20 protein-coding genes are annotated in these 22,608 nt (G+C 67.4%); 5 read left to right on the top strand and 15 right to left on the bottom strand.

Annotation, left to right across the window (positions count from 1 at the left end; genetic code table 11):
* Nucleotides 1-3: 3 nt before the first annotated feature.
* Genes E3O62_RS14980 through E3O62_RS14970 form a run of 3 tightly spaced genes read right to left on the bottom strand, consistent with a single transcriptional unit; the run spans nucleotide 4 to nucleotide 2,986 of the window.
* A complete protein-coding gene (locus E3O62_RS14980) occupies nucleotides 4-774 on the bottom strand; it encodes a fumarylacetoacetate hydrolase family protein (RefSeq protein ID WP_134399023.1) in 771 nt (256 codons plus the stop codon).
* Nucleotides 771-1,916: a branched-chain amino acid aminotransferase gene (locus tag E3O62_RS14975; protein ID WP_134394213.1), complete on the bottom strand. Its 1,146-nt coding sequence runs from the start codon at nucleotides 1,914-1,916 to the stop codon at nucleotides 771-773. Before E3O62_RS14975 ends, E3O62_RS14980 begins: the two co-directional genes overlap by 4 nt.
* Nucleotides 1,913-2,986, bottom strand: a complete 1,074-nt coding sequence (locus E3O62_RS14970) for a 3-isopropylmalate dehydrogenase (protein ID WP_134394214.1) — start codon at nucleotides 2,984-2,986, stop codon at nucleotides 1,913-1,915. Before E3O62_RS14970 ends, E3O62_RS14975 begins: the two co-directional genes overlap by 4 nt.
* A 102-nt stretch (nucleotides 2,987-3,088) precedes the next feature.
* On the opposite strand from E3O62_RS14970, the gene E3O62_RS14965 reads away from it, so the two are divergent.
* On the top strand, nucleotides 3,089-3,340 hold the full coding sequence (locus tag E3O62_RS14965) for a DUF6458 family protein (RefSeq protein ID WP_134399022.1): 252 nt from the start codon (nucleotides 3,089-3,091) through the stop codon (nucleotides 3,338-3,340).
* 158 nt (nucleotides 3,341-3,498) lie between these two features.
* On the opposite strand, the gene E3O62_RS14960 is transcribed toward E3O62_RS14965, so the two are convergent.
* Nucleotides 3,499-4,986: an MFS transporter gene (locus E3O62_RS14960; protein ID WP_241973537.1), complete on the bottom strand. Its 1,488-nt coding sequence runs from the start codon at nucleotides 4,984-4,986 to the stop codon at nucleotides 3,499-3,501.
* Nucleotides 4,987-5,117: 131 nt separating this feature from the next.
* On the opposite strand from E3O62_RS14960, the gene E3O62_RS14955 reads away from it, so the two are divergent.
* The gene (locus tag E3O62_RS14955) at nucleotides 5,118-5,711 is read left to right on the top strand and encodes a TetR/AcrR family transcriptional regulator (RefSeq protein ID WP_134399021.1); all 594 of its coding nucleotides are present in this window, start codon (nucleotides 5,118-5,120) and stop codon (nucleotides 5,709-5,711) included.
* Here E3O62_RS14955 and serA read toward each other — a convergent pair.
* On the bottom strand, nucleotides 5,701-7,293 hold the full coding sequence (gene serA, locus E3O62_RS14950) for a phosphoglycerate dehydrogenase (RefSeq protein WP_134399020.1): 1,593 nt from the start codon (nucleotides 7,291-7,293) through the stop codon (nucleotides 5,701-5,703). The two genes, E3O62_RS14955 and serA, sit on opposite strands and share 11 nt — an antisense overlap.
* Nucleotides 7,294-7,390: 97 nt before the next feature.
* On the opposite strand from serA, the gene E3O62_RS14945 reads away from it, so the two are divergent.
* Nucleotides 7,391-7,786, top strand: a complete 396-nt coding sequence (locus E3O62_RS14945) for a DoxX family membrane protein (RefSeq protein ID WP_134399019.1) — start codon at nucleotides 7,391-7,393, stop codon at nucleotides 7,784-7,786.
* A 162-nt stretch (nucleotides 7,787-7,948) separates the two neighbouring features.
* On the opposite strand, the gene E3O62_RS14940 is transcribed toward E3O62_RS14945, so the two are convergent.
* The 10 genes from E3O62_RS14940 to E3O62_RS14895 form a co-directional block, all read right to left on the bottom strand.
* A complete protein-coding gene (locus E3O62_RS14940) occupies nucleotides 7,949-8,317 on the bottom strand; it encodes a hypothetical protein (RefSeq protein ID WP_134399018.1) in 369 nt (122 codons plus the stop codon).
* On the bottom strand, nucleotides 8,314-8,910 hold the full coding sequence (locus tag E3O62_RS14935; protein WP_134399017.1) for a hypothetical protein: 597 nt from the start codon (nucleotides 8,908-8,910) through the stop codon (nucleotides 8,314-8,316). The genes E3O62_RS14940 and E3O62_RS14935 overlap by 4 nt, the downstream gene beginning before the upstream one ends.
* A 39-nt stretch (nucleotides 8,911-8,949) precedes the next feature.
* Nucleotides 8,950-10,005: a zinc-dependent alcohol dehydrogenase family protein gene (locus E3O62_RS14930; RefSeq protein ID WP_134399016.1), complete on the bottom strand. Its 1,056-nt coding sequence runs from the start codon at nucleotides 10,003-10,005 to the stop codon at nucleotides 8,950-8,952.
* A 99-nt stretch (nucleotides 10,006-10,104) separates the two neighbouring features.
* Complete coding sequence (locus E3O62_RS14925) at nucleotides 10,105-11,394, bottom strand: alkaline phosphatase family protein (RefSeq protein WP_134399015.1); 1,290 nt, start codon at nucleotides 11,392-11,394, stop codon at nucleotides 10,105-10,107.
* 11 nt (nucleotides 11,395-11,405) lie between these two features.
* On the bottom strand, nucleotides 11,406-13,046 hold the full coding sequence (locus E3O62_RS14920; protein WP_134399014.1) for an alkaline phosphatase: 1,641 nt from the start codon (nucleotides 13,044-13,046) through the stop codon (nucleotides 11,406-11,408).
* 328 nt (nucleotides 13,047-13,374) lie between these two features.
* Nucleotides 13,375-14,403 (bottom strand): ketol-acid reductoisomerase, encoded by a 1,029-nt coding sequence (gene ilvC, locus E3O62_RS14915; RefSeq protein WP_134394223.1) that lies wholly within the window; start codon nucleotides 14,401-14,403, stop codon nucleotides 13,375-13,377.
* Nucleotides 14,404-14,444: 41 nt separating this feature from the next.
* A complete protein-coding gene (gene ilvN / locus E3O62_RS14910; protein WP_104102867.1) occupies nucleotides 14,445-14,954 on the bottom strand; it encodes an acetolactate synthase small subunit in 510 nt (169 codons plus the stop codon).
* A gap of 3 nt (nucleotides 14,955-14,957) precedes the next feature.
* Nucleotides 14,958-16,778, bottom strand: coding sequence for an acetolactate synthase large subunit (locus E3O62_RS14905; protein ID WP_134394224.1), 1,821 nt, complete (start codon nucleotides 16,776-16,778; stop codon nucleotides 14,958-14,960).
* 37 nt (nucleotides 16,779-16,815) lie between these two features.
* Nucleotides 16,816-18,510 carry a dihydroxy-acid dehydratase gene (gene ilvD, locus E3O62_RS14900; RefSeq protein WP_134394225.1) on the bottom strand — a complete coding sequence of 565 codons (1,695 nt, stop codon included), beginning with the start codon at nucleotides 18,508-18,510 and terminating at the stop codon, nucleotides 16,816-16,818.
* A 46-nt stretch (nucleotides 18,511-18,556) separates the two neighbouring features.
* The gene (locus E3O62_RS14895) at nucleotides 18,557-20,809 is read right to left on the bottom strand and encodes a bifunctional alpha,alpha-trehalose-phosphate synthase (UDP-forming)/trehalose-phosphatase (RefSeq protein WP_134394249.1); all 2,253 of its coding nucleotides are present in this window, start codon (nucleotides 20,807-20,809) and stop codon (nucleotides 18,557-18,559) included.
* A gap of 203 nt (nucleotides 20,810-21,012) precedes the next feature.
* Here E3O62_RS14895 and E3O62_RS14890 point away from each other — a divergent pair, with 203 nt between their 5' ends.
* Nucleotides 21,013-21,651: a hypothetical protein gene (locus tag E3O62_RS14890; protein ID WP_134399013.1), complete on the top strand. Its 639-nt coding sequence runs from the start codon at nucleotides 21,013-21,015 to the stop codon at nucleotides 21,649-21,651.
* Nucleotides 21,648-22,424: a PspA/IM30 family protein gene (locus E3O62_RS14885; RefSeq protein ID WP_134399012.1), complete on the top strand. Its 777-nt coding sequence runs from the start codon at nucleotides 21,648-21,650 to the stop codon at nucleotides 22,422-22,424. Before E3O62_RS14890 ends, E3O62_RS14885 begins: the two co-directional genes overlap by 4 nt.
* The last annotated feature ends 184 nt before the right edge of the window (nucleotides 22,425-22,608 follow it).

Here is a 22,608-nt window from a genome sequence, read left to right as displayed (position 1 = left end):
CGATCAGGCGCGCCGAACCGGGTTCGCCAGCACGCCGATGCCGGCGATCTCGACCTGCACGGCGTCATCGTGCACGACGGAGGCGGACCGGTCGGGGGCACCCGTCAGAATGACGTCGCCCGGCAGCAGGGTGAACACGCTGGAGACGAAGGAGATCATCTCCGCAACGGTGTGCTTGAGCAGCGTCGCATTGCCCTTCTGGAAGACCTCGCCGTTGATGCGGGACTCGATGGTCAGCGTGGTCCAATCGTATTCGGTGTCGATGACCGGTCCGAGCGGGCAGAACGAGTCGAAACTTTTGGCCCGCGTGAGGTCGCCGTCGAGCTCCTGCAGATCTCGGGCGGTGACATCGTTCGCTACCGTGTAGCCCCAGATGGAGTCCTCGGCGGCGTCGACGGACACGTTGCGGGTGATCTTGCCGATCACGATCGCGAGCTCCCCCTCGACGTGCACGTCGTCCGAGGACGCCGGCACGGTGATCGGGTCGCCGGGGCCGACGACGCAGGTGTTCGGCTTGAGGAAAAACCTGGGCTCACCGGGCGAGCCGGCCGCGGCAGACTGCTCGGCCGCGTCGGCGAAGTAGGACCACGCCATGCCCACGATCTTCGACCGCGGGATCACCGGGGCGAGCAGTTTCACGTCGCGCAGGGCCACGCGCTCCCCGGACGGGTCATAGCCCACGAACATCGGGTCACCCTTTAAAACGACGATGTCGTCGTCGTCGACGATGCCGAACGAGATGAGTCCCTCGTGACTGAACCGTGCGATTTTCACGCGGGTCGCACCGGGGCGTCGAGCCGGGTGAGCCAGCCGTGGCGGTCGGGCAGGCGGCCGTACTGAATGTCGGTCAGCTCCTGGCGGAGCGCCATCGTGATCTGGCCGGCCGGGCCATCCGGGTCGCCGATGGAGAGGTTCGGGCCCTTGAGCTGCGAGATCGGGGTAACGACGGCGGCCGTGCCGCAGGCGAACACCTCGGTGATGGCACCGGATGCGACACCGTCCTGCCATTCGCCGAGAGTCACGTCGCGCTCCTCCACGGTCAGGCCTCGGTCCCGGGCGAGCTGGATGATGCTGTCGCGGGTGACGCCCTCGAGGATCGCGCCGGTCAAGCGCGGGGTGACGAGCGTGTCGGTGCCATGAACGAAGAACACGTTCATGCCGCCGAGTTCGTCGATGCGGCTGCTGGTCTCCCCGTCGAGAAAGAGCACCTGGGCACAGCCGTTGTCATAAGCCTGCATCTGAGGCAGCAGGCTGGCGGCGTAGTTGCCGCCGCATTTGGCCGCGCCGGTGCCGCCGCGGCCGGCGCGGGAGTACTCGGTCGAGAGCCAGATCTTGATCGGGGCCACACCGTCGGCGAAGTAGGCGCCGGCCGGGCTGGCGATCACGTAGTAACCGACCTGGTGCGCGGCCCGCACGCCGAGGAAGCTCTCGTTGGCGATCATGAACGGGCGCAAATAAAGGCTGGTCTCCGCAGCGGAGGGCACCCAGTCGCCGTCTACGGCCACGAGCTGCCTGATCGATTCGATGAAGTCGACCTCGGAGAGTTCCGGCAGTGCCAGGCGGCGTGCGGAGCGCCGCAGGCGCTCGGCATTCTTCTCCGGGCGGAAGGTCCAGATCGACCCGTCGGCGTGACGGTAGGCCTTCAGCCCCTCGAAAATCTCCTGGCCGTAGTGCAGCACCGAGGAGGCCGGGTCGAGGTGCAGCGGACCGTAGGGCATGACCCGGGCGTTGTGCCAGCCCGCGTCGAGGGTCCAGTCGATGGCGACCATGTGGTCCGTGAACTTCTTGCCGAAGCCGGGATCGACGAGGATCTCTTCGCGCTCGATCTTCGTGCGGGCCGCGGTCGACGGCGTCAGGCTGAACCTCAGCGGGAAGGTGGCGGTGCCGGATGTCGTCGGGGGCGCTGGCTGGCTCATTGGATTCCCTTGTCTGTCAGTCGAGTCACGATGGCGTCACCCACGGCGCTGGTGCTCCGGGGTGTGCCGAGAGCCGCCCGGGCCACGATGTCGGCGATCACGGCGGCAGTCACCCGGGCCGCGGCATCCGTGAATCCGAAGTGCTCCAGGAGTAGCGCCACCGACAGGATGGCCGCCGTGGGGTCAGCCAGTTGTTTGCCCGCGATGTCCGGTGCCGAACCGTGTACCGGCTCGAACATGCTGGGGAACCTGCCCTCAGGGTTAATGTTCCCGGAGGCCGCAAGGCCGATGCCGCCGGTGATTGCCGCCGCGAGATCGGTGAGGATGTCGCCGAAGAGGTTGTCCGTGACGATGACGTCAAATCTACTCGGATTTGAAACCAGGAAAATCGTGGCCGCGTCGACGTGCAGGTAGTCGACGGTCACCTCGGGGTATTCGGCTGCGACGGCGGTGACGATCCGCTGCCACAGGCTGCCGGCGAAGACGAGCACATTGGTCTTGTGCACGAGAGTGAGGTGGCGGCGGGGCCGACCCTGGGCCTGGGCGAAGGCGTAGCGCACCACGCGTTCGACGCCGAAGGCCGTGTTGACGGAGACCTCGTTGGCCACCTCGTGCGCGGTGCCCTGGCGGATCGCTCCGCCGTTGCCCACGTAGGGACCCTCCGTGCCCTCGCGCACGACGACGAAGTCGACGGTGCCCGGAGACGCCAGCGGGCTGGGCACGCCAGGGAAGAGAACGTTCGGGCGCAGGTTCACGTAGTGGTCGAGCGAGAAGCGCAACTTGAGCAGCAGGCCGCGCTCGATATTCGCGTTGGCGAGGCGGGGGTCCCCCGGCACGCCGCCGACGGCGCCGAGCAGGATGGCGTCGTGGCCGGCGATCGCCGCGAGGTCGTCATCGGTCAGCACATCGCCGGTTTCCAGAAACCGTGCGGCGCCGAGGGAGAACCAGGTTGCGTCGAAGGTGACGTCGTCGGCAGACGTGGCCGCCTCGAGAACCTTGACCGCTTCGGCGACGACCTCGGGACCGATTCCGTCGCCGGGAATGACAGCAAGCTTGATGAGAGGGGACATTCGACTCCGTATGTCTGAAAGTTGGCTGTAGATAAACCCTACTGCGACGCAACGAGTGTCTAAGCTGGACAACTCCTGACAACCAATAGAAAGCAGTTCCGCATGAGTCTCGGATTGGGAATCTTCCTTCTAGTCGTCGGCGCCATCATGGTGTTCGCCCTGAACCTGACCGTCGAGTGGATGGACATCGAGCTGGTCGGCTACATCCTGATGGGCGCCGGTGCCGTCATCATGGTCATCGGCATCGTCTTGCTGACCCGCAAGCGCAGCAGCATCACCACGACCCGCAGCGCCGTCGACCCGGCGAGCGGGGAACAGGTCACGTCGCAGAAGCGATCCGTCGACGACGTCTAGGGCGGTGACTCCTCATGAATGAGTCCTGACCGTTCCCGAACGAATTCGACGGAGATTTTGCCGAAATCGCCCCTGAACACGGTGTAGCAGGGCTTTTTCACAAGAATCTCCGTCGAATTGGTTCAAAGCCGGCCACCGGCACGACGCGGATCAGGTGATCAGGTCGCCTTGCGCAGGGCGACCAGCGCCACAAACGCCGCCGCCAGCACCAACATGGTGCCGATCCAGGCCGTGGGCCCGATTCCGCTGGTGAAGGCATCGCGGGCCGATGAGAGCAGCACGTTTGCCAGACCGGTGGGCAGCCCGTCGGCCACGGCCACCGCACCGCCGAGGGTCTCCGCCGCCGCCGCGCTCTGCGCCGCCGTGAGGGCCTCCGGCAAAACGACCGCACTGCGGTAGGAAGCCGTCAGGATGGTACCGAGGATGGTCGTGCCGAGCACGGCGCCCAGTTCATAGGCCGTTTCGCCGACAGCGGATGCCGCCCCCATCTTGTCCGCCGGGGCGTTCGCCACGATCAGTTCGTTCGAGACCGTTTCGGCCGCTCCGATCCCGATCCCGAGGGCCACGAAGATGAGCGCGATGCCGACAGCGTCGAGGTCTCCCCCGCGCAGGGCGGCGGCCGCGTAGCCGACGGCCGAGATCAGCAGTGCCACCGGAACGACGATCGACGGCCGCACGCGCCGGGCGATGGGCACGATAACGAGGCCGGACACGATCATCGCCGCCAGTCCCGGCACGAGCACCAGCCCCGCCTCCAGAGGCGAAAGGGCCAGCACGAGTTGCAGGTACTGGGAGACGAAGAACAGGCCGCCGACGAGAGCCACGACGCTCAGCAGGTTGACGCCGATCGCACCGCTGAAGGCCCCCTGGCGGAACAGCCCGAGGTCGATCATCGGGTGCGTCAGCCGGGGCTGGCGACGCACGAAGAGCACGCCTGCGGCGAGTCCGAGCACGATCGGGCCGAGCGAGAAGGGCGTGGGTCCGTGCTCCGCCAGGGCCTTGATCCCGTAGACGACCGGCAGCATGGCCGCCAGCGAGAGCGCGATGCTCGGGGCGTCGATGCGTCCGGGGTTCGGGTCGCGGGACTCCGGCACGAACAGGGGCCCCAGAACCAGCAGCGGCAGGAGCAGCGGCACCGCGAGCAGGAAGACGGAGCCCCAGGCGAAGTGCTCCAGCAGCACGCCGCCCACGACGGGGCCGAGCGCGCTGCCTGCGGCGAAACCGCTCGCCCAGATCGCGATCGCCAGCCGCCGCTGGTTGCGGTCGGTGAAGACGGAGCGGAGCAGCGACAGCGTCGGCGGCATCAGCATGGCGCCGAAGAAACCCAGCACGGCGCGGTCGATGATCAACCACTCGACGCTCGGGGCGAAGGCGGCCACCACGGAAACGGCGCCGAACCCGGCGGAGCCGATCAGCAGCAGCCGGCGGCGCCCGATCCGGTCACCGAGGCTGCCCATGGCCACCAGGAGGCCGGCGAGCATGAGCGGATAGATGTCGATTACCCAGAGCAGCTGCGTGCCCGTCGGCCGCAGGTCCTCGGAAATGGCCGGCAGGGCGAGGTTGAGCACCGTGTTGTCGATCGAGACCAGGAGCACGGGCAACATGAGTACGACGAGCGCCCACCACCGGCGGCGGGGGCTGTTCACACGGCTGACGGCGACGACGGTGGCGGTTTCTCGGACGGAATTGGACACGGTAACGACTGCTTTCGGCTCCGGGGACGGATGCTGTACCGTCCAGACGGTAAAGTAAACCGTCCAGACGGTATAGTAGCACCATGAGCTCTGATACCGCAGCCCCGGCCGGGAACGTGCCGCGCCTCTCCCCCACGCGCGATCGCATCCTGGACGCGTTCGCACACCTCCTGATCGACCAGGGCGAACGGGCGGCCACCCTCGAGGCGGTGGCGGTGGCGGCCGGCCTGTCGAAGGGCGGTCTGCTCTACCACTTCGGGTCGAAGGACGCACTCGTGGAGGGGCTCCTGGCCCGGCTCGACGCGCTCGTCGCCGACGATGTCGAGCAGATTCGAGCGGCCCCGGCCGGAGCGGTCGACTACCTGATCCGCACGTCGATGAGCGAGGGGACGGTGCTCGACCAGTCGATCGGTGCGGCCGTCAGGCTCGCGCAGGGGGCACATCCGTTGGCCAATGCGGCCCTGGCCTCAACTCGGCGCCAGTGGCTGAGCGTCATCGAGGAGGCGGTGGGAGACCCGGACGTGGCCGAGGTGATCATGCTCGTCAGTGACGGGCTGTACTACGAATCCACCCTCGCGAGCCCCGGCCAGCCTGCCGTCGATGACACATCGAAGACGAGGCTGGACCGGTTGCTCGCGGTGATCGACCGAATGACCGACGGAACTGCTATTCGGTGATGGAGATTTCGATCATGGCCTCGGCCGAGATCGCGTCGCGCACCGTGGCCAGCAGGCTCGCCGGAACGGGCGAGTCGACCGTCAGTACGCTCAGGGCCTTGCCGCCGGCCACGTGGCGGGCGATCTGCATGCCCGCGATGTTGATCTGGGCGTCGCCGAACTCGCGGCCGTAGACGGCCACGATTCCCGGACGGTCCGTGTAGAGCATCACGATCAGGTGGTCGTCGAACGGAACCTCGACGTCGTAGCCGTTGATCTCGACGATCTTCTCGATTTGCTTGGTGCCGGTCAGGGTGCCGGACACCGAGACCTGCGAGCCGTCCGCGAGGGCGCCACGCAGCGTGATGACGTTGCGGTACTCCAGCGACTCCTTGTCGGTGATCATGCGCACCGCGACGCCGCGCTGCTCGGCGAGCAACGGCGCGTTGACGTAGGACACGGTCTCGCTGACGACATTGGTGAAAATGCCCTTGAGCGCGGCGAGCCGGAGCACGCTCACGTCATAGTCGGCGAGCTCGCCGCGCACCTCGACGTCGACGCTGGTCAGCGGGCTGTGGGCGCCGAGACCGGAGAAGACCTGGCCGAGCTTCTCCACCAGCGGGATGCCGGGGCGCACGTAGGGGTCGATAACGCCTCCGGCGACGTTGACCGCGTCGGGGACGAGCTCCCCCGACAGGGCGAGGCGAACGGACTTGGCGACGGAGACGCCGGCCTTTTCCTGGGCTTCGTCCGTGGAGGCGCCGAGGTGAGGCGTGGTGATGATGTTGTTGAGGCCGAGCAGCTTCGACCCGGTCGGCGGCTCGCTGACGAACACATCGAGGCCGGCGCCGGCGATCGTGCCGGCCGTGAGGGCGTCGTAGAGGTCGTCCTCGTTGATGAGGCCGCCGCGGGCCACGTTCACGACGAACGCGGTGGGCTTCATCAGCTTGAACTGTTCGGCGCCGATCATGCCGTTTGTCTCGGGCGTCTTGGGCATGTGAATGGTGATGAAGTCCGACTGCGCGAGGAGCTCATCGAGGCTGACCGGCACCACGCCGAGCTGCTGGGCGCGGGCGGAGGTGATGTAGGGGTCATAGGCGATGATGTTCGTGCCGAAGGCCTGCATCCGCGCCGCGATGAGGGCACCGATGCGGCCGAGGCCGATGATGCCGATGGTCTTTTCGTAGAGCTCGACGCCGGTGTACTTGGAGCGCTTCCACTGCCCCTGCGCCAGCGCGCCGTGGGCGGCCGGGATGTGACGGGCCAGGCTGATGATGTGCCCGACGGTCAGTTCTGCGGCGGAAATAATATTGGACGTCGGGGCATTGACGACCATGACGCCCGCAGCCGTGGCCGCTTTAATGTCGACGTTGTCGAGGCCGACGCCCGCGCGGGCGATGACCTTCAGTAACGGTGCGGCGGCGATTGCCTCCGCGTCCACCTTCGTGGCGGAGCGCACCAGCACGGCATGCGCCGTGGCCAGTTCGGCGAGTAGCGCGACCCGGTCGGTGCCGTCTACGGAGCGAACCTCGAAGTCGGGCCCGAGGGCGTCGACGGTGGCAGGCGATAATTCTTCAGCGATTAGGACAACAGGTTTTGACACGAAAACGGATCCTCCGATTGCAGCAGAAAAACATGGCTTGCGCCGCGACCGTGGGGCGCCAGATATGAAAACACTCTATCGGCTGGAGAATAGAGCCATGAGCAGCGTTACATCCCCCGACCTCCAGTTCGCCGTGCGCATCGTGCTGGCGGTGGTTTTCATCGGCGCCGGCATCACACATTTCGTGCCGAGGGTGGCGCGCACGATGAGCGCGATGATCCCGCCACGGCTGCGAACGACCGGAATGCTCAGCCCCGACAACCTCGTCATCCTCACCGGGGTCTGCGAGATCGCGGGCGGGCTCGGGCTGCTGTATCCACCCACGATGGTGACGGCCGGCGTCTGCCTGATCGTGTTCCTGGCCGCGATCTTCCCCGCCAACGCCTTCGCCGCGCGCTACCCGGACCGCTTCGGCGTGGCCGCCATCCCCCTCGTGCCGCGGCTGGCCGGGCAGCTCGTGCTGATGGGGCTGATCGTCGTCGCGATCGCCTGAGCGCTAGGCGACGCCGTGCACCACAGGCGGAGCGCCCTGCCCGGTGTCGAACCCATGCGACGGAGCTTTTGAGTCAAACAGCCACGGAGAGAGCAGGGGAGCCAAAATCTCCGTCGAATTCGTTCAGGACAGCGTGCGGCAGGGCCAGGCGAGCAGGCCGGGCTAGGCGAGCAGGCTGCCCGCGCCGAGGGTGAAGATGTTGGCGGCGATCGCGGCGTTCAGACCCAGGCCGACCAGGAGCAGGGCAGCCTGCGCGGCGGGTCCGCGTGAGCGCCCGATCCATGCGGCAAGCACGAAGACGAGGAGCGGGCCCAGGATGCCGACGAGGAGCACGAAAATGCCGAGTCCGCTCAGCTGGGTGTCGAGGCTTCGAGCCAGGATGTTGAGGCCGACGAGGTTGCCGACGCCCTCCCAAATGTCGTAGGCATAGAAGAGGCCGAACAGGATCGCGATGCCCGTCGACAGCCAGCGCGGGGTGCGCCGCCGGGATGAGGGGACGGCCGCGGGCGTGGTCACCGGTGAATCGGTCATGCGATGACCCCCGGTCCGGAGATGAACGGCAGCGGGGCGAGTAGAACGACTCCGAGGAGTAGCCAGCCGATCCGGGCTCGGGGATGCGTTCTGGTCAGCCAGAACGTCACCGCGAACCAGACCGCGGGGGCGGCCACGGCCAGCCAGAGACCGAGGGAGAACATGAACTCGGACAACACGTCGGCGGGCGGGGTCTGGATGCGGCCCACGCCGATGAACCAGCCCACCGTGTAGAGCAGATATATTCCGCCGAAGATTCCGAGCGAGACGAGCGCCAGGGAACTCGTGGCCGTGCGGGTCACGGCGGCGTCGGCCGCCGCCTTCGCCGCGACAGCGGATGCCGGACCGGCCACGGTCCACCCCTCCGGCGGCGCGACGGAACCGGTGTCGGCATCCGCCGCGATGTCGGTTTCGGTTTCAGAGCCGGAGCCAGAGCCGGAGCCGGAGCCGGTCGTGACGAAAGCACCCGAATCGGGCTCGGCGGGCCGTGCGGCCTCGCCGGACTCGTCGCCGGAGACGAGCGTGGGGTCGTCGTCGCCGGCCCAGCCCAGGGCGTCGTCCCGGTTGTCGTCACCGGAGTGTCCAGAAGTCATGGGTCCAGCGTACCGAGCCGCCGCCCGGGTCGGCGCACGCTACCGGCTGATCACGACTTTCAGCGCCTTGGTTTCCGCCGCGCGGGAGAAGGTGTCGTACGCCTCGAGGATCTGGTCCATCCGGAACCGATGCGTGGCCAACTTGTCGGCTGGGATCTTCTTCTGCGCGACGAGCTTCAGCAGCATGGGCGTGGTGTTGGTATTGACCAACCCCATGCTGATGTTGATGTTCTGGATCCACAGGTCCTCCAGATGGAGCTCGACCGGCTTGCCGTGCACGCCCACGTTGGCCACATTGCCGCCGGGGCGCACCACCTCGAGCGCCATGCTGAAGGTGGCCGGGATGCCGACCGCCTCGATGGCGACGTCGACGCCGGCTCCGTCGGTCAACGCCAGCACCTGCTGCTTCCAGTCGGGGCCGCCGGAGACGACCACGTCCGTCGCCCCGAACAGGCGGGCCTGCTCCAGCCGGTTCTCGTCGGTATCGATGGCGATGACCGTTCCGGCGCCGTAGAGCCCGGCCGTGGTGATGGCGGCGAGGCCGACCGGCCCGGCGCCGATCACGGCCACCACATCGCCCGGCTTGACCCGGCCGTACTGCACGCCGATCTCGAACCCGGTCGGCAGGATGTCGGAGAGCATGACGGCCTCCTCGTCGGTGACCCCGGCCGGCACCCGGTGCAGCGAGTTCTCGGCGTAGGGAACCCGCACGTATTCGGCCTGGGTGCCGTCGATGAGGTGGCCGAAGACCCAGCCGATGCCGGACGCCCCCTCGTCGCCCAGGCAGTGCGAGTACAGCCCGGTCTTGCAATTCACGCAGTGCCCGCAGGACTTGATGCAGGAGACGATGACCCGGTCGCCCACCGCGAGGGTCTGCATGGCGGTGCCGATCTCCACGATCGTGCCCACAGCCTCATGCCCGAGGATGCGGCCCTCCGCCACGGTCGGCACGTCGCCCTTGAGGATGTGCAGGTCCGTGCCGCAGATCGTAGTCGTGTCCACGCGCACGATCGCGTCGGCCGATCCGCCGATTGTGGGGTCAGGCACGTCTTCCCACGCCTTCATGCCGGGACCGTGATACACCAGTGCCTTCATTGCTGACTCCTTCGTCGACGTGATCCGGGCTCTCGCCCACCACCGCTCACGGTACTCCCGTAGTTGATTTTTGAGGCCTGCCGGCGCCGGTGTCTACCGTCAGGATCGGAACGCCCCGGCCCTCTCGGTGCCGTCATAGCCGCCCGCCGGGGCGGCCAGCCCGAAAAGCGAACCTACTGTGGGTGCAACGTCGATCGTGCGCGCCGGCTCGGAGAGCACTGCACCGCGAATGACCCGCGGGCTGCCTCCGCTGATGAAGAACGGGATCGGCTCAGTGGCTGGGTGCCCGTGATTGCCGGGAATGGGGTTGGACGCGACCCACGGGTCAGAGAATCGCCAGCCCGCGCGGCAGAAGGCGACCAGATCGCCGGCCTCCGGGCCCAGGACCAGCTCGGCCGGGTCACTGATCGACAAGACGCCCGGATGCGCCGTCACGAGAGAGCGGACCTCGGCCAGCCCGGCATCACGGTCAGCCGCCGGCCCCGTCCAGTAGAGCAGGTCGGCCCCGCCGTTTTGCGCGATCTGGATCTGCGCCCGCAGCTCCGCTCGTGCACCGAGAATTTGATCCACGGAGATGACGTTCGACGGAATCGACCAGTCCATAGAGTGATCCGCGAGCACGATCAACACGCTGCTCTCCCATCGCCCGGTGGCCACGAGGTGGTCCACGAAGCGGCCGACCTGGTTGTCGGTTCCGCGCAGGGCAGCGGTCCGTGCGGCCTGCACGGTGGTGCCGGTGATATCCGAGTGCCCCACCCGGTCGACGTCACCCAGGTTCGTGAACACGAAGTCGGGGTCGACACCGTCGACCATGGCGATCAGGGCATCAATCGTGAAGTCGTCCGGGGCGTGCCCGGTCACCGGCAGGAGTGGGGACGGCTCCCAGCGGTAGCTGGCGCGTTCGCCGAAGATGCCGAAGAGATACCTTTTGCTGAGTACCGAGCCCGTCGTGAAGCCTGTGTCCCTGAGCCGGTCCAGGAGTGTCGGGAAGCGCAGATCGGTCGGCCGGTCCAGGTCGCGCACCACGGCGGCGGTTCGGTCGTAGACGGCATTCGCCGGCACGCCGGAGCGCGCGGGTCGAACCCCGGTCATCATCATCACGTGATTGGGGATGGTCTCCATCACCGGCAGGGACCGGGCGCCGGGAAAATTGGTTCCGGCAGCGCGCAATGCCGCCAGCCGAGGTGTCACTTGTGGCGTCATCTCATCGGGCCGACAACCGTCCACCACCAGGACGTACACCCGGGTGCGGTCCGGCGTGGCCAGGCCGCCGGCCGCCCGGGCGGAAGCGGGGAATTCGCTCCCGACCGCGGCGGACAGCACGACGGAGGCCCCACCGGCCACCGCCAGCCGGAGAAACTGGCGGCGGTCGGGCTCGGAGAAGCTCATCGGTACGCCGTTCACCGGGCGGGCCGGACGGACTGGGTGCCCGCGGCGACCTGCCAGGACGTGGCCAGGCTGATCGTCGCCGCACGGTCGGTGCGCTCAGAGAGCGCATACCAATCCATGCGCAGGGAAGCCGGCGTGACCTCGAGCACGGAGAAGCCGTGGGAGTCGAAATCCAGGTACTTCACGTGCGGGTTCGCGGCCTTGAACGCTTCCTCGACGGCCAGAGATGCCGTACGTGGCGGTGACCGCAGGATGTCGTCCAGATTGTCGCTGGTCACCGAGGTACAGACCAGTTCAGTGGCCACGGACGCACCGTTGGACGGGTAGGTAAGCGGATCCGCCGGTACATCGCAGGCCCAGCCCGAGTGGATGTCCCCGGTGAGAAAGACCGCATCGGTGACCGCGTTGTCCCGGAGGTGACCGATCACCCGGCTGCGGTCCGCCGTATAGCCATCCCACTGGTCCACGTTGTAGGGAACGCCGTCGATCGTGGTCGACCCGAGCAGCTGTCCCACGGCGCCGACTTCCCTCGCGCTGAGTGTGGACGGGAACCGGATGGGCGCGATCATCACGGGATTTCCGATCAGCTTCCACTGGGCCTGGGTCGAGGAGAAGCCGTCCAGCAGCCAGGTCATCTGCGCCTCACCGGTCAGGGTGCGGGTTGGGCTGCCGACAGCGGGATCAACGACGCTCGACGCCTGCTGGCTGCGGTAGCTACGCAGGTCCAGCATCGAGATGCTGGCCAGAGAGCCGAAGGTGAAACGCCGATAGATGTGACCGCCGGGCTCGTAGCGCACGGGCATCCATTCGGCGTACGCCTGCTGGGAAGCCTCGCGCCGGACCGCCCAGGTGCCCTCGATGCCGTCGGTGTGGTTTTCCGCCCCACCAGACCAGGCATCGTTGGCGAATTCGTGGTCGTCCCAGGTGACCACGAACGGGACCGCGGCGTGCAGCGCCTGCAGGTCGAGGTCGGTCTTGTATTGGGCATGCCGACGACGGTAATGGGTCAGCGTGGTCATCTCGACCGCTGGGTCATGCGCGCGCACGACGACGTCGCGTGCCTGGTACTCGCCCGGAGCGTACTCGTACAGGTAGTCGCCGAGGTGCAGAACGACGTCCAGGTCGCCCCGATCGGCGAGATGGCGGTAAGCCGAGAAGTAGCCGGCCTGCCAGTTCGCACAGGACACGACACCCATCCGCAGGCGCTCCACGGCAGCCCCGGCGGCTGGGGCCGTGCGCGTGCGGCCCGTCGCTGAGGTCGCTCCCGCGACGCTGAATCGGTACCAGTAGGGAGTGCCGGGCCTCAGCCCGGTCGGGACCACCTTGACCGTGTGGTCGCGGGCGGGGCCCGTGGTGACGGAGCCGCTGCTAGCCACCCGCAGGAATCCGGAGTCCTCGGCCACTTCCCAGCCGACCGTGATGTCGGGGCCGAGCCCCGAGCCGGGCAGCGCATCGGGCGTCGGTGTGACCCGGGTCCAGAGCAGCACGCTGTCCGGCAGAGGGTCTCCGGAGGCGACGCCGTGCAGGAAATCAGGGACGGCTGCGGAACCGGCGGCCGGGCCAGGGCGACCTTGGGCCGCGCTCGCGGTTGCCCCGGCGAAGGCGATGACGCCGGCGGATCGCAGCAGATCACGTCTGTTGAAAGGACTCATGCCACCCAGTCTGGGGGTGCCTGTTCACGGAGCCGTGCACTCCAGTTACTTGTTCACCTCCGATTCCTTGAGGGTTCTACGGAGGTCCATTGCCCGCACCGCTTCGGCGGGGATGGATTCCCCGGAAGGCCGAATCGTGCCTTCCCGATGCACGGCGCTCAGCTGACAGCTGAAGTTCCGCGGAATCACCGTGATCACCCGAAAGCATACGGAATGGTCGACTGGGCGTGGCAAGCACCCCGAACGCATCCTCGGGACCATCAGCGCCGCTAACAGGCAGCGGGGCCAATCGAGTGGATTGGCCCCGCTGCCGATGCGAGCTCGGGTGTTAGCGCGCGGCTTCGCCGTCGGTGTAGTCGTCGTCGGCGGAGGCGTTCCAGGCGAACAGCTTGCGCAGCTCACGGCCGGTGGCTTCGATGGGGTGCTCTTCACCCTTCTTGCGCAGAGCGAGGAACTCCGGTGCTCCGGCGTCCTGGTCCCCGATGAAGCGGGCCGCGAAGGCGCCGTTCTGGATGTCGGCGAGAACGGCCTTCATATTCTCCTTGACGTGGGCGTCGATGACGCGCGGGCCGGAGACGTAGTCGCCGTACTCGGCGGTGTCGGAGACGCTCCAACGCTGCTTGGCGATGCCCCCCTCCCACATCAGGTCGACAATGAGCTTGAGCTCGTGCAGCACCTCGAAGTAGGCAACCTGCGGCTGGTAGCCGGCCTCGGTGAGAACCTCGAAGCCGTACTGGATCAGCTGCGACGCGCCACCACAGAGCACGGCCTGCTCGCCGAACAGGTCGGTTTCGGTCTCTTCGGTGAAGGTGGTCTTGATGCCGGCGGCGCGCAGGCCACCGATCGCCTTGGCGTAGCTGAGGGTGAGCGGCCAGGCCGCGCCCGAGGCATCCTTCTCGACGGCGACGATCACGGGAACGCCGCGGCCGGCCTCATACTCGCGGCGCACGGTGTGGCCCGGTCCCTTGGGGGCGACCATGGTGACGTCGATGCCTTCGGGGGCCTTGATGTAGCCGAAACGGATGTTGAAGCCGTGTCCGAAGACAAGGGCCTTGCCCGCAGCGAGGTTCGGCAGCACGTCGTCGGCGAACAGGTGACGCTGCACCTGGTCGGGCGCCAGGATGACGATGACGTCGGCCCAGGCGGATGCCTCGGCGGTGCTGAGAACGGTGAAGCCGGCCTCTTCGGCCTTGGCCTTGGACTTCGAGCCCTCCTTGAGGCCGATGACGACCTCGACACCCGAGTCGCGCAGGTTCTGCGCGTGGGCGTGACCCTGCGAGCCGTAGCCGATGACGGCTACCTTCTTGCCCTGGATGATCGACAGGTCGGCGTCTTTGTCGTAGTAAATCTCAGACACGAGTAAATGTTCTCCTTGTTGTTGTAGTCGGTGGTCGAGCTCTAGTTTTTGAAGACGCGCTCGCTGATCGATTTCGACCCGCGGCCGATGGCGAGCAGGCCGGACTGGGCGATTTCCTTGATCCCGTAGGGTTCGAGCACGCGCAGCAGCGCCTGCGTTTTACCGGAGTCCCCGGTGACCTCGATCACGACCGCGTCGACGGACACGTCGACGACCCGGGCCCGGAACAGGGTCACGGCTTCGAGCACCATCGACCGGGTCGTGTTGTCGGCGCGCACCTTCACCAGCAGGTGTTCGCGCTGCACCGACTGGGCCGGGTCGAGTTCGACGATCTTGATGACGTTGATCAGCTTGTTCAGCTGCTTGGTCACTTGCTCCAGCGGCGCGTCTTCGACGTCGACGAGGATCGTGATGCGGGAGAGCCCGGGGATTTCGGTGTGGCCGACGGCGAGGCTCTCGATGTTGAAGCCGCGGCGGGCGAAGAGGCCGGCGACCCGGGTGAGCAGGCCGGGCTTGTCCTCGACGAGGAGGCTCAGGACGTGGGTGCTCACGGGTTATTCCTCTTCCCAGGTCGGTGCGTGTTCTTTGGCATACTGCACATAACTGTTGCTGACACCCTGCGGCACCATCGGCCAGACCATTGCGTCCCGGCTCACGATGAAGTCGATCACCACGGGCCGGTCGTTGGTCGCCAACGCCAGCTTGATGGCCTCGTCGACCTGGTCGGGGCTGGTGACCCGGATGGCGAGGGCACCGTAGGCCTCCGACAGCTTCACGAAGTCCGGCACCATGGCGGACCCGTGCCCGGTGTGCAGATCGGTGAAGGAGTGCCGTCCGTCGTAGAACAGGGTTTGCCACTGGCGCACCATGCCCAGCGAGGAGTTGTTGATGATGGCGACCTTGATCGGAATGTTGTTGATCGTGCAGGTGGCCAGTTCCTGGTTGGTCATCTGGAAGCATCCGTCGCCGTCGATCGACCAGACCACCCGGTCGGGCTCGGCCACCTTGGCGCCCATCGCTGCGGGGATGGAGTAGCCCATCGTGCCGGCGCCCCCGGAGTTCAGCCAGGAATTGGGCCGCTCGTACTTGATGAACTGGGCCGCCCACATCTGGTGCTGGCCGACACCGGCCGCGTAGACGGCTTCCGGCCCGGTCAGCTCGCCGATGCGCTGGATCACGAACTGCGGGCTCATGAGGCCGTCGGTCGGCTCGGAATAGCCCAGCGGGAACTCCTCCCGCAGACCCTTGAGATAGGTCCACCAAACGCTGACGTCGGGCGTCGTCGTGGTGATGGCGGCCGCGTAGGCGATGGTGAGGTCTGCGATGACCTCCTTGGCATCACCGACGATGGGAACGTCGGCGGCGCGGATCTTACCGATCTCCGCGGGGTCGATGTCGACGTGCACGATCGTGGCGTGCGGCGCGAACTCGGAGACCTTGCCGGTGACCCGGTCGTCGAAGCGGGAGCCGAGCGCGATGATCAAGTCGGCCTCCTGCAGCGCAAGCACAGCGGACACGGTGCCGTGCATCCCGGGCATGCCCAGGTGCTGGTCGTGCGAGTCCGGGAACGCGCCGCGCGCCATCAACGTGGTGACGACGGGCGTCTTGCTCAGTTCGGCGAACGCGAGCAGTTCTTCCGACGCGCGGGCACGGATGACGCCGCCACCCACATAGAGGACGGGCTTCTTGGCCTCGGCGAGCAGCTGGGCCGCAGCCTGCACCTGTTTGCCGTGGGCCTTGGTGACCGGCCGGTAGCCGGGCAGGTCCAGCTTGGGCGGCCAGATGAACGGGGCGCTCTTCTGCTGGGCGTCCTTGGTGATGTCCACCAGGACCGGGCCGGGCCGGCCGGTGGAGGCGATCAGGTGAGCCGACGCGATAGCCGCGGGGATGTCCTCGGGACGCTTGACCAGGAAGGAGTGCTTCGTGATCGGCATGGTGATGCCGACGATGTCGGCCTCCTGGAAGGCATCCGTACCCATCAGGGTGGAGAAGACCTGGCCGGTGATGCACAGGATCGGCACCGAGTCCATGTAAGCGTCGGCGATGGCGGTGACAAGGTTGGTGGCGCCGGGCCCGGAGGTGGCGATGGCCACCCCGACGCGGTTGCTCGCCGAGGCGTAGCCCTCCGCGGCGTGGCCGGCACCCTGCTCGTGCCGCACCAGGATGTGCCGGATCACGGTTTGGCTCATCAGCTCGTCGTAGAGCGGAATGACGGCGCCGCCCGGCAGACCGAAGACGTCGGTGACGCCCAGCAACTCCAGCGAGCGGATGATCGCACCGGAACCGGTGAGGATTTCCGGCGCCCCCGAGTCGGGCGCCCCGGCGGCCGCGGCAGGTGAGGGCGACGGTGATGGCACGGGTGTTTCCGCGGTCATGTGATCAGTTCCCTAGTTCGATGACGAATAGTGAGTGCTAGCCCGTGACGGCGCCGACGGCCGCAGACTGGACAAGCTTCGAGTACTTTGCGAGAACGCCCCGGGTGTAGCGGGGAGGCAGAGGTGCCCAGCCAACACTCCGGGCGGTCAGCTCATCAGGGTCGACCAGTAGGTCGAGCGTGCGAGCTGCGATATCGACCCGTATCAGATCACCATCGCGCACGAAGGCGATAGGACCTTCGTCCACCGCTTCGGGTGCTATATGGCCGATGCACAGTCCGGTTGTGCCGCCTGAGAATCGACCGTCCGTTAAGAGTAGTACATCGGCGCCGAGCCCGGCGCCCTTGATGGCGGCGGTGATCGAGAGCATCTCCCGCATTCCGGGCCCGCCCTTGGGTCCCTCGTAGCGGATGACGACGACGTCGCCCTTCTGGATCTCCCCCGCGGTGAGAGCGTCCATGGCGGCGCGCTCACGCTCAAACACGCGCGCGGGTCCTTCGAAGATGTCGGAGTCGAAGCCGGCGGTCTTGACGACGGCACCCTCGGGGGCGATAGAGCCCTTGAGGATGGTGATTCCGCCGCTGGCGTGAATGGGGTTGTCGAGGGTGCGCAGCACCTCGCCGTCCAGTTCGGGCGGGTCGATCTCGGCAAGGTTCTCGGCCACGGTCTTGCCGGTCACGGTGAGCGCGTCGCCGTGGATGAGACCGGCCTCGAGCAGGGCCCGCATCACGGCCGGCACGCCGCCGTGACGGTCGACATCGTTCATGACGTACTTGCCGAACGGCTTCAGGTCGCCGATGTGCGGCACCGTGTCGCCGATGCGGTTGAAGTCGTCGAGGGTGAGCTCGACCTCGGCCTCGTTCGCGATGGCCAGCAGGTGCAGCACCACGTTGGTGGAGCCGCCGAACGCCATCGCCACGGCGATCGCGTTCTCGAAGGCCTTGCGGGTCAGGATGTCCCTGGCCGTGATCCCCAGGCGCAGCAGGTTGACGACGGCCTCGCCGGAGCGGTGCGCGTAGTAGTCGCGGCGGCGGTCGGCGGAGGCCGGGGAAGCCGATCCCGGCAGGCTCATGCCGAGAGCCTCGGCCACGCTGGCCATGGTGTTGGCCGTGTACATGCCGCCGCAGGCGCCCTCGCCGGGAGCGAAGGCGCACTCGATGCGCTTGGCGTCGGCCACGGACATCCGTCCGGCCTTGACGGCGCCCACCGCCTCGAAGGAGTCGATGATGGTGATGTCTTTTTCGGTGCCGTCGGAAAGCTTGACCCAGCCGGGTGCGATCGATCCTGCGTAGAGGAAAACGCTGGCCAGGTCGAGGCGGGCCGCGGCCATCAGCATGCCGGGCAGCGACTTGTCGCAGCCCGCCAGCAGCACGGAGCCGTCGAGGCGCTCGGCCTGCATGACGACCTCGACAGAGTCGGCGATGACCTCACGGGAGACGAGGGAGAAGTGCATTCCCTCATGGCCCATCGAGATGCCATCGGAGACGGAGATGGTGCCGAACTGCAGCGGGTAGCCGCCGCCGCCGTGCACGCCTTCTTTGGCGGCCTGCGCGAGGCGGTCCAGGGAGAGGTTGCAGGGCGTGATCTCGTTCCACGAACTTGCGATGCCGATCTGGGGTTTCTCCCAGTCAGCGTCTCCCATACCGACGGCCCGGAGCATCCCACGCGAGGTGGTGGCTTCGATACCATCGGTGACGTCTCGGCTGCGAGGCTTCATGTCAATCTCAGTCATGCACTGAGTCTAGAACGTCCGCTGAAGGCGGAACGTCGCCCGAGGGTCACGCTCCGGCGGCGGCCTCACGCTCCGCGGCGACGGCTGCGCGGGCAGCGGCGATCAGGCCCAGCACCAGCGGCACGTCTTCGGGGCCGCGCACCCGGTAGCCGGCGAGCGAGTCGCCTGCCCCGATCTTGAGGCCGACATCGCCGGGCCGCAGCACGGCGAAGGCGTCTTCGTCGGTGGTGTCGTCGCCGGCGTAGAAGACCCGGTCGGCCCCCGCGTGCCGGCGCAACCGCTCAAGAGCGTCGCCCTTGGTGCTGGCACGCACCGCGAATTCGATCACGTCTTTGCCGTCCCGCACGGTCAGGCCGGGCAGCAGCGTGCCCAGCTCCTCGCGTGCGGCCTTTAGGGCGGCCGCCGCTTTCCGGGGCGTCGCCAGCCGGGTGTGCAGGGCGAGACCGGCCGGCTTGCGTTCGATCCAGGTTCCGTCGATGCTCCCGGAGATGCGCTCAAGCACCCGGGCGAGGACGTCGAGCTGCTCGAGTTCCTCGGTGACGAGGTCGAGTTCGATCTCGGGGGTGTCCAGCTGCACCTCGATCCCGTGCGAGCCGGTGAGGAGCACATCGGTCTGCGGCTGCGACACGTGCCGCAGGCTGACCAGGGCCCGGCCGGAGACGAACGCGACCCGCACCCCGTCGAGGTCGAGCAGGCGCTGCACGGCCTCGCGGGTGCCTGCCACGGCGCGCGCGTCTTCGGGATTGTCGACGTGTGGGGCAAGCGTCCCGTCGAAATCGAGGGCCACGAGGATGTTGTCGGCGCGGCTGAGATCCTTCAAAGCACCGGCGAGGGTGTCGGGGATCCCGGGACGAACGGCGGCCCCTTCGGTCAGGGTTCGGAGGAAGGAAGAGGACCAGGCGGCGACGTCGTTGTCGAAGACCTTGCGGCGGAGCGCGCGCATGCGTCGCAGCCGTTCCTGGCGGGGCATCGCGACGGCCCGGAGGATGGCGGCCTTCACGCCGTCGATGTCGTGCGGGTTGATCAGGACGGCCTGTTTGAGCTCGTCGGCGGCGCCGGCGAACTCGCTCAGAACGAGCACGCCGTCGCGGTCGAAGCGCACGGCCACGTATTCCTTGGCGACGAGGTTCATGCCGTCACGGAGCGCGGTCACGAGCATCACGTCGGCCGCGAGGTAGAGCGCCACCATCTCCTCGCGCGGGTAACCGTGGTGGTGGTAGCTGATGGCGGTGTGGCTGATGGTGGAGAAGTCGCCGTTGAGGCGGCCGACGGCCAGTTCGATCTCGTCGCGCAGGGCGATGTAGGCGCCGACGCGTTCCCGGGAGGGGCTGGCGACCTGCACCAGGGTGACGTCCTCCACGCTCAGGCTGCCGTCGGCGAGCAGCTCGCCGAACGCTTTGATGCGGTGGGCGATGCCCTTGGTATAGTCGAGCCGGTCCACGCCCAGCATGATCGTCCGGGGGTTGCCGAGGTCTTCCCGGATCTGGCGCGCCCGCTCCTGGATCTCGGGCCGCCGCGCCAGTTCCTCGTAGGCGGCGGCGTCGATGGAGATCGGGAAGTGTTTGGCGATCACCCGGCGATGCTTGCCCTCGGGTGCGGGCACGTCGATGGCGACGCCGCGGGTCGGATAGCCGTAGAGGCGCCGCACGGCTCGGGAGAAGTTACCGGCGTCGGCGAGGCGCTGGAAACCGATCAGGTCGGCGCCGAGCAGTCCGTCGAGGATCTGCTTGCGCCAGGGTAGCTGGGCGTAGATCCCGTAGGGCGGAAAAGGGATGTGGTTGAAAAACCCGATCACGAGGTCGGGCCGCGCGTCGCGCAGCATCCGTGGCACGAGCTGCAACTGGTAGTCGTGCACCCACACCGTGGCGCCGGGCGCGGCGGCGGATGCGGCGGCGTCGGCGAAGCGGCGGTTCACCCGAACGTAGGCCTCCCACCATTCGCGGTGGTAGCGCGGTGGCGCGATCACGTCGTGGTACAGCGGCCAGATCGTGTCGTTGGAGAAGCCCTCGTAGTACTCCTCCAGCTCCGACTCGCTGAGCCGCACCGGCACGATGGAGATGCCGTCGTTCTCGAACGGATCGAAGGTGCGGTCGGCGATGCCGGGCCAGCCCACCCAGGCGCCGTCGGAGCTGCGCATCATGGGCTCGAGGGCGGTGACCAGGCCGCCGGGCGAGGTGCGCCAGCCCTCCGTTCCGTCCTCGGAAACCTCGATCTCGACCGGGAGGCGGTTGGAGACCACGACCAGCGAATAGGTGGAGTCCGGGGTGGCGGATGCCGTGGGTTCGGCTGCAGAGGTAATGGGATCTTCCGTTCCGGCGAGCGCAGAGCGACGCCTTGGTGGTCTCCGAAGGCTACCAGTGGGCCGAAAGCGGTGGCCGGGTTGGCCCCTCGGCCACGATCGCCCGACATGGGGACAACTTTGAGGTAACTCGCGTACTTTATCCCGTGGATCGTGTCCGGGTGTGGCGCGACCCCGGCTGACTGTTTGAAAGAGGCGGACCCATGGACCTGAATTCACTGCTGAGCTGGGTGTTGATCTCACTCGCGACCATCAGCCTCGCTGTCTCCGTCTCGTTCTTCGTTCTGGTGCGGAGGCTGTACCGGCGCATTTGCCGTAGCCGCAGGCTGACCGGCGCGGTGTTACGTTCTCGCACCATCCTGAGTTGGGGACCGCAACACGAGCTTAGGAAGCTGCAGTTGCGGCTGAAGGAATCTCTCGACAGTGGTCAGGCAGCCGTCGACCTGGCCCGGAGCAGCCAGGGCCCGCTCGGCGAGCTTCCACGACTTTTCCGTGGCATTCAGGACGAAAGCGTCACGTTGCAATCACAGCTGCGGCTGCTGACGAGCGAGACCGATCCTGTCGTGCTCGCCGAGGCGCTGTCGGTGGCCGGCCGCCGCGTCGACCAGGTGGCCGGGTTGGTGCGCCGGCTGCGCTCGGCAGTCGCTGCCGGTCTCGGAGAGCTCACCGATGACACCCTTACGGTTCTTCGCTCCGAGGTCGACCGCGAGTTAGCCGCGCTCCGGGCTGGGGTCGCTGAGTTGCGCTCCCTCAACGGCCAGTCCCTCAACGGCAACGGCGGGCTCCCCGATCCGCGCCGGCCCCTGCCCATGAATACTTTCAACAGAAGGACCGAATCATGAGCCTCACCTCGCGGCTGCGCATCATCCTCCGCAGCAAGTCAAACCGGGCCCTGACCCGGATCGAAGACCCCCGCGAGGCCCTCGACGACAGCTACGAGCAGCAGGTGAAGTCGCTCCAGCAGGTGCGTCTGGGGCTGGCCGAGGTCGCAACGGCGAAGAAGCGGATTGAGTTGCAGGGGCAGGACATGGGCGGCCGCTACCAGCGGCTGGCCGATCAGGCCCAGGAGGCGCTGAACCAGGGCCGGGAAGATCTGGCCCGCACGGCGCTGGAACGCCGGTCGCTCCTTGAGGGCCAGGTGGCAGCCATCCGTGACCAGTACCTCACTTTGGCGCAGCAGCAGGCGCAACTGCAGGACAACGAGCGACGCCTCGCCGAACGTGTCGCCGCTTTCCGCACGGAGAAGGAGACCATCAAGGCCACCTACGCTGCCTCCGAGGCTCGGGTCAAGGCCAACGAGGCCGCGTCGGGCATCGGCTCGCAACTGGGCACGGTCGGTGCCAACCTCGACCGGGCCAAGGACCGGGTCACCCAGATGCAGGCCCGCGCCGCCGCCACCGACGAGCTGCTCTCCAGCGGGGCTCTGAACGATGTCACGGCCCCGCTCGACGCGGACCTCGAGCGGCAGCTTTCGGCGGGGGCGACCAGAGCGGCTGTCGACCGCCAGCTTCAAGCGATGAAGGACGCCCGCGCCACGGACCGAGGCCCCGGCCCGAACGCTCGCGGAGGAACCGACGCCTGGTTGAGTATCGGCCAGGGCCCGCCTCTCCCCTGATCCTGGTCGCCCCAGGGCATCCGGGATCGATCTTGACAAAATCTCCGTCGAATTCGTTCGCGCTGCACGACAGAACACGGCGCGAGGTGCATGCCCGAACCGCACAGGCACTTCGGCGCATCAGGCGGGAGATGTGGCCAACTCAGGAAATCCGACCGGGCCGAGCCGGGTATCCGCACCTGTT

This window comes from Cryobacterium sp. TMT2-15-1 (assembly GCF_004402345.1).
Taxonomy (GTDB): Bacteria; Actinomycetota; Actinomycetes; order Actinomycetales; family Microbacteriaceae; genus Cryobacterium; species Cryobacterium sandaracinum.
This window is presented reverse-complemented; position numbering and strand designations above follow the sequence as displayed.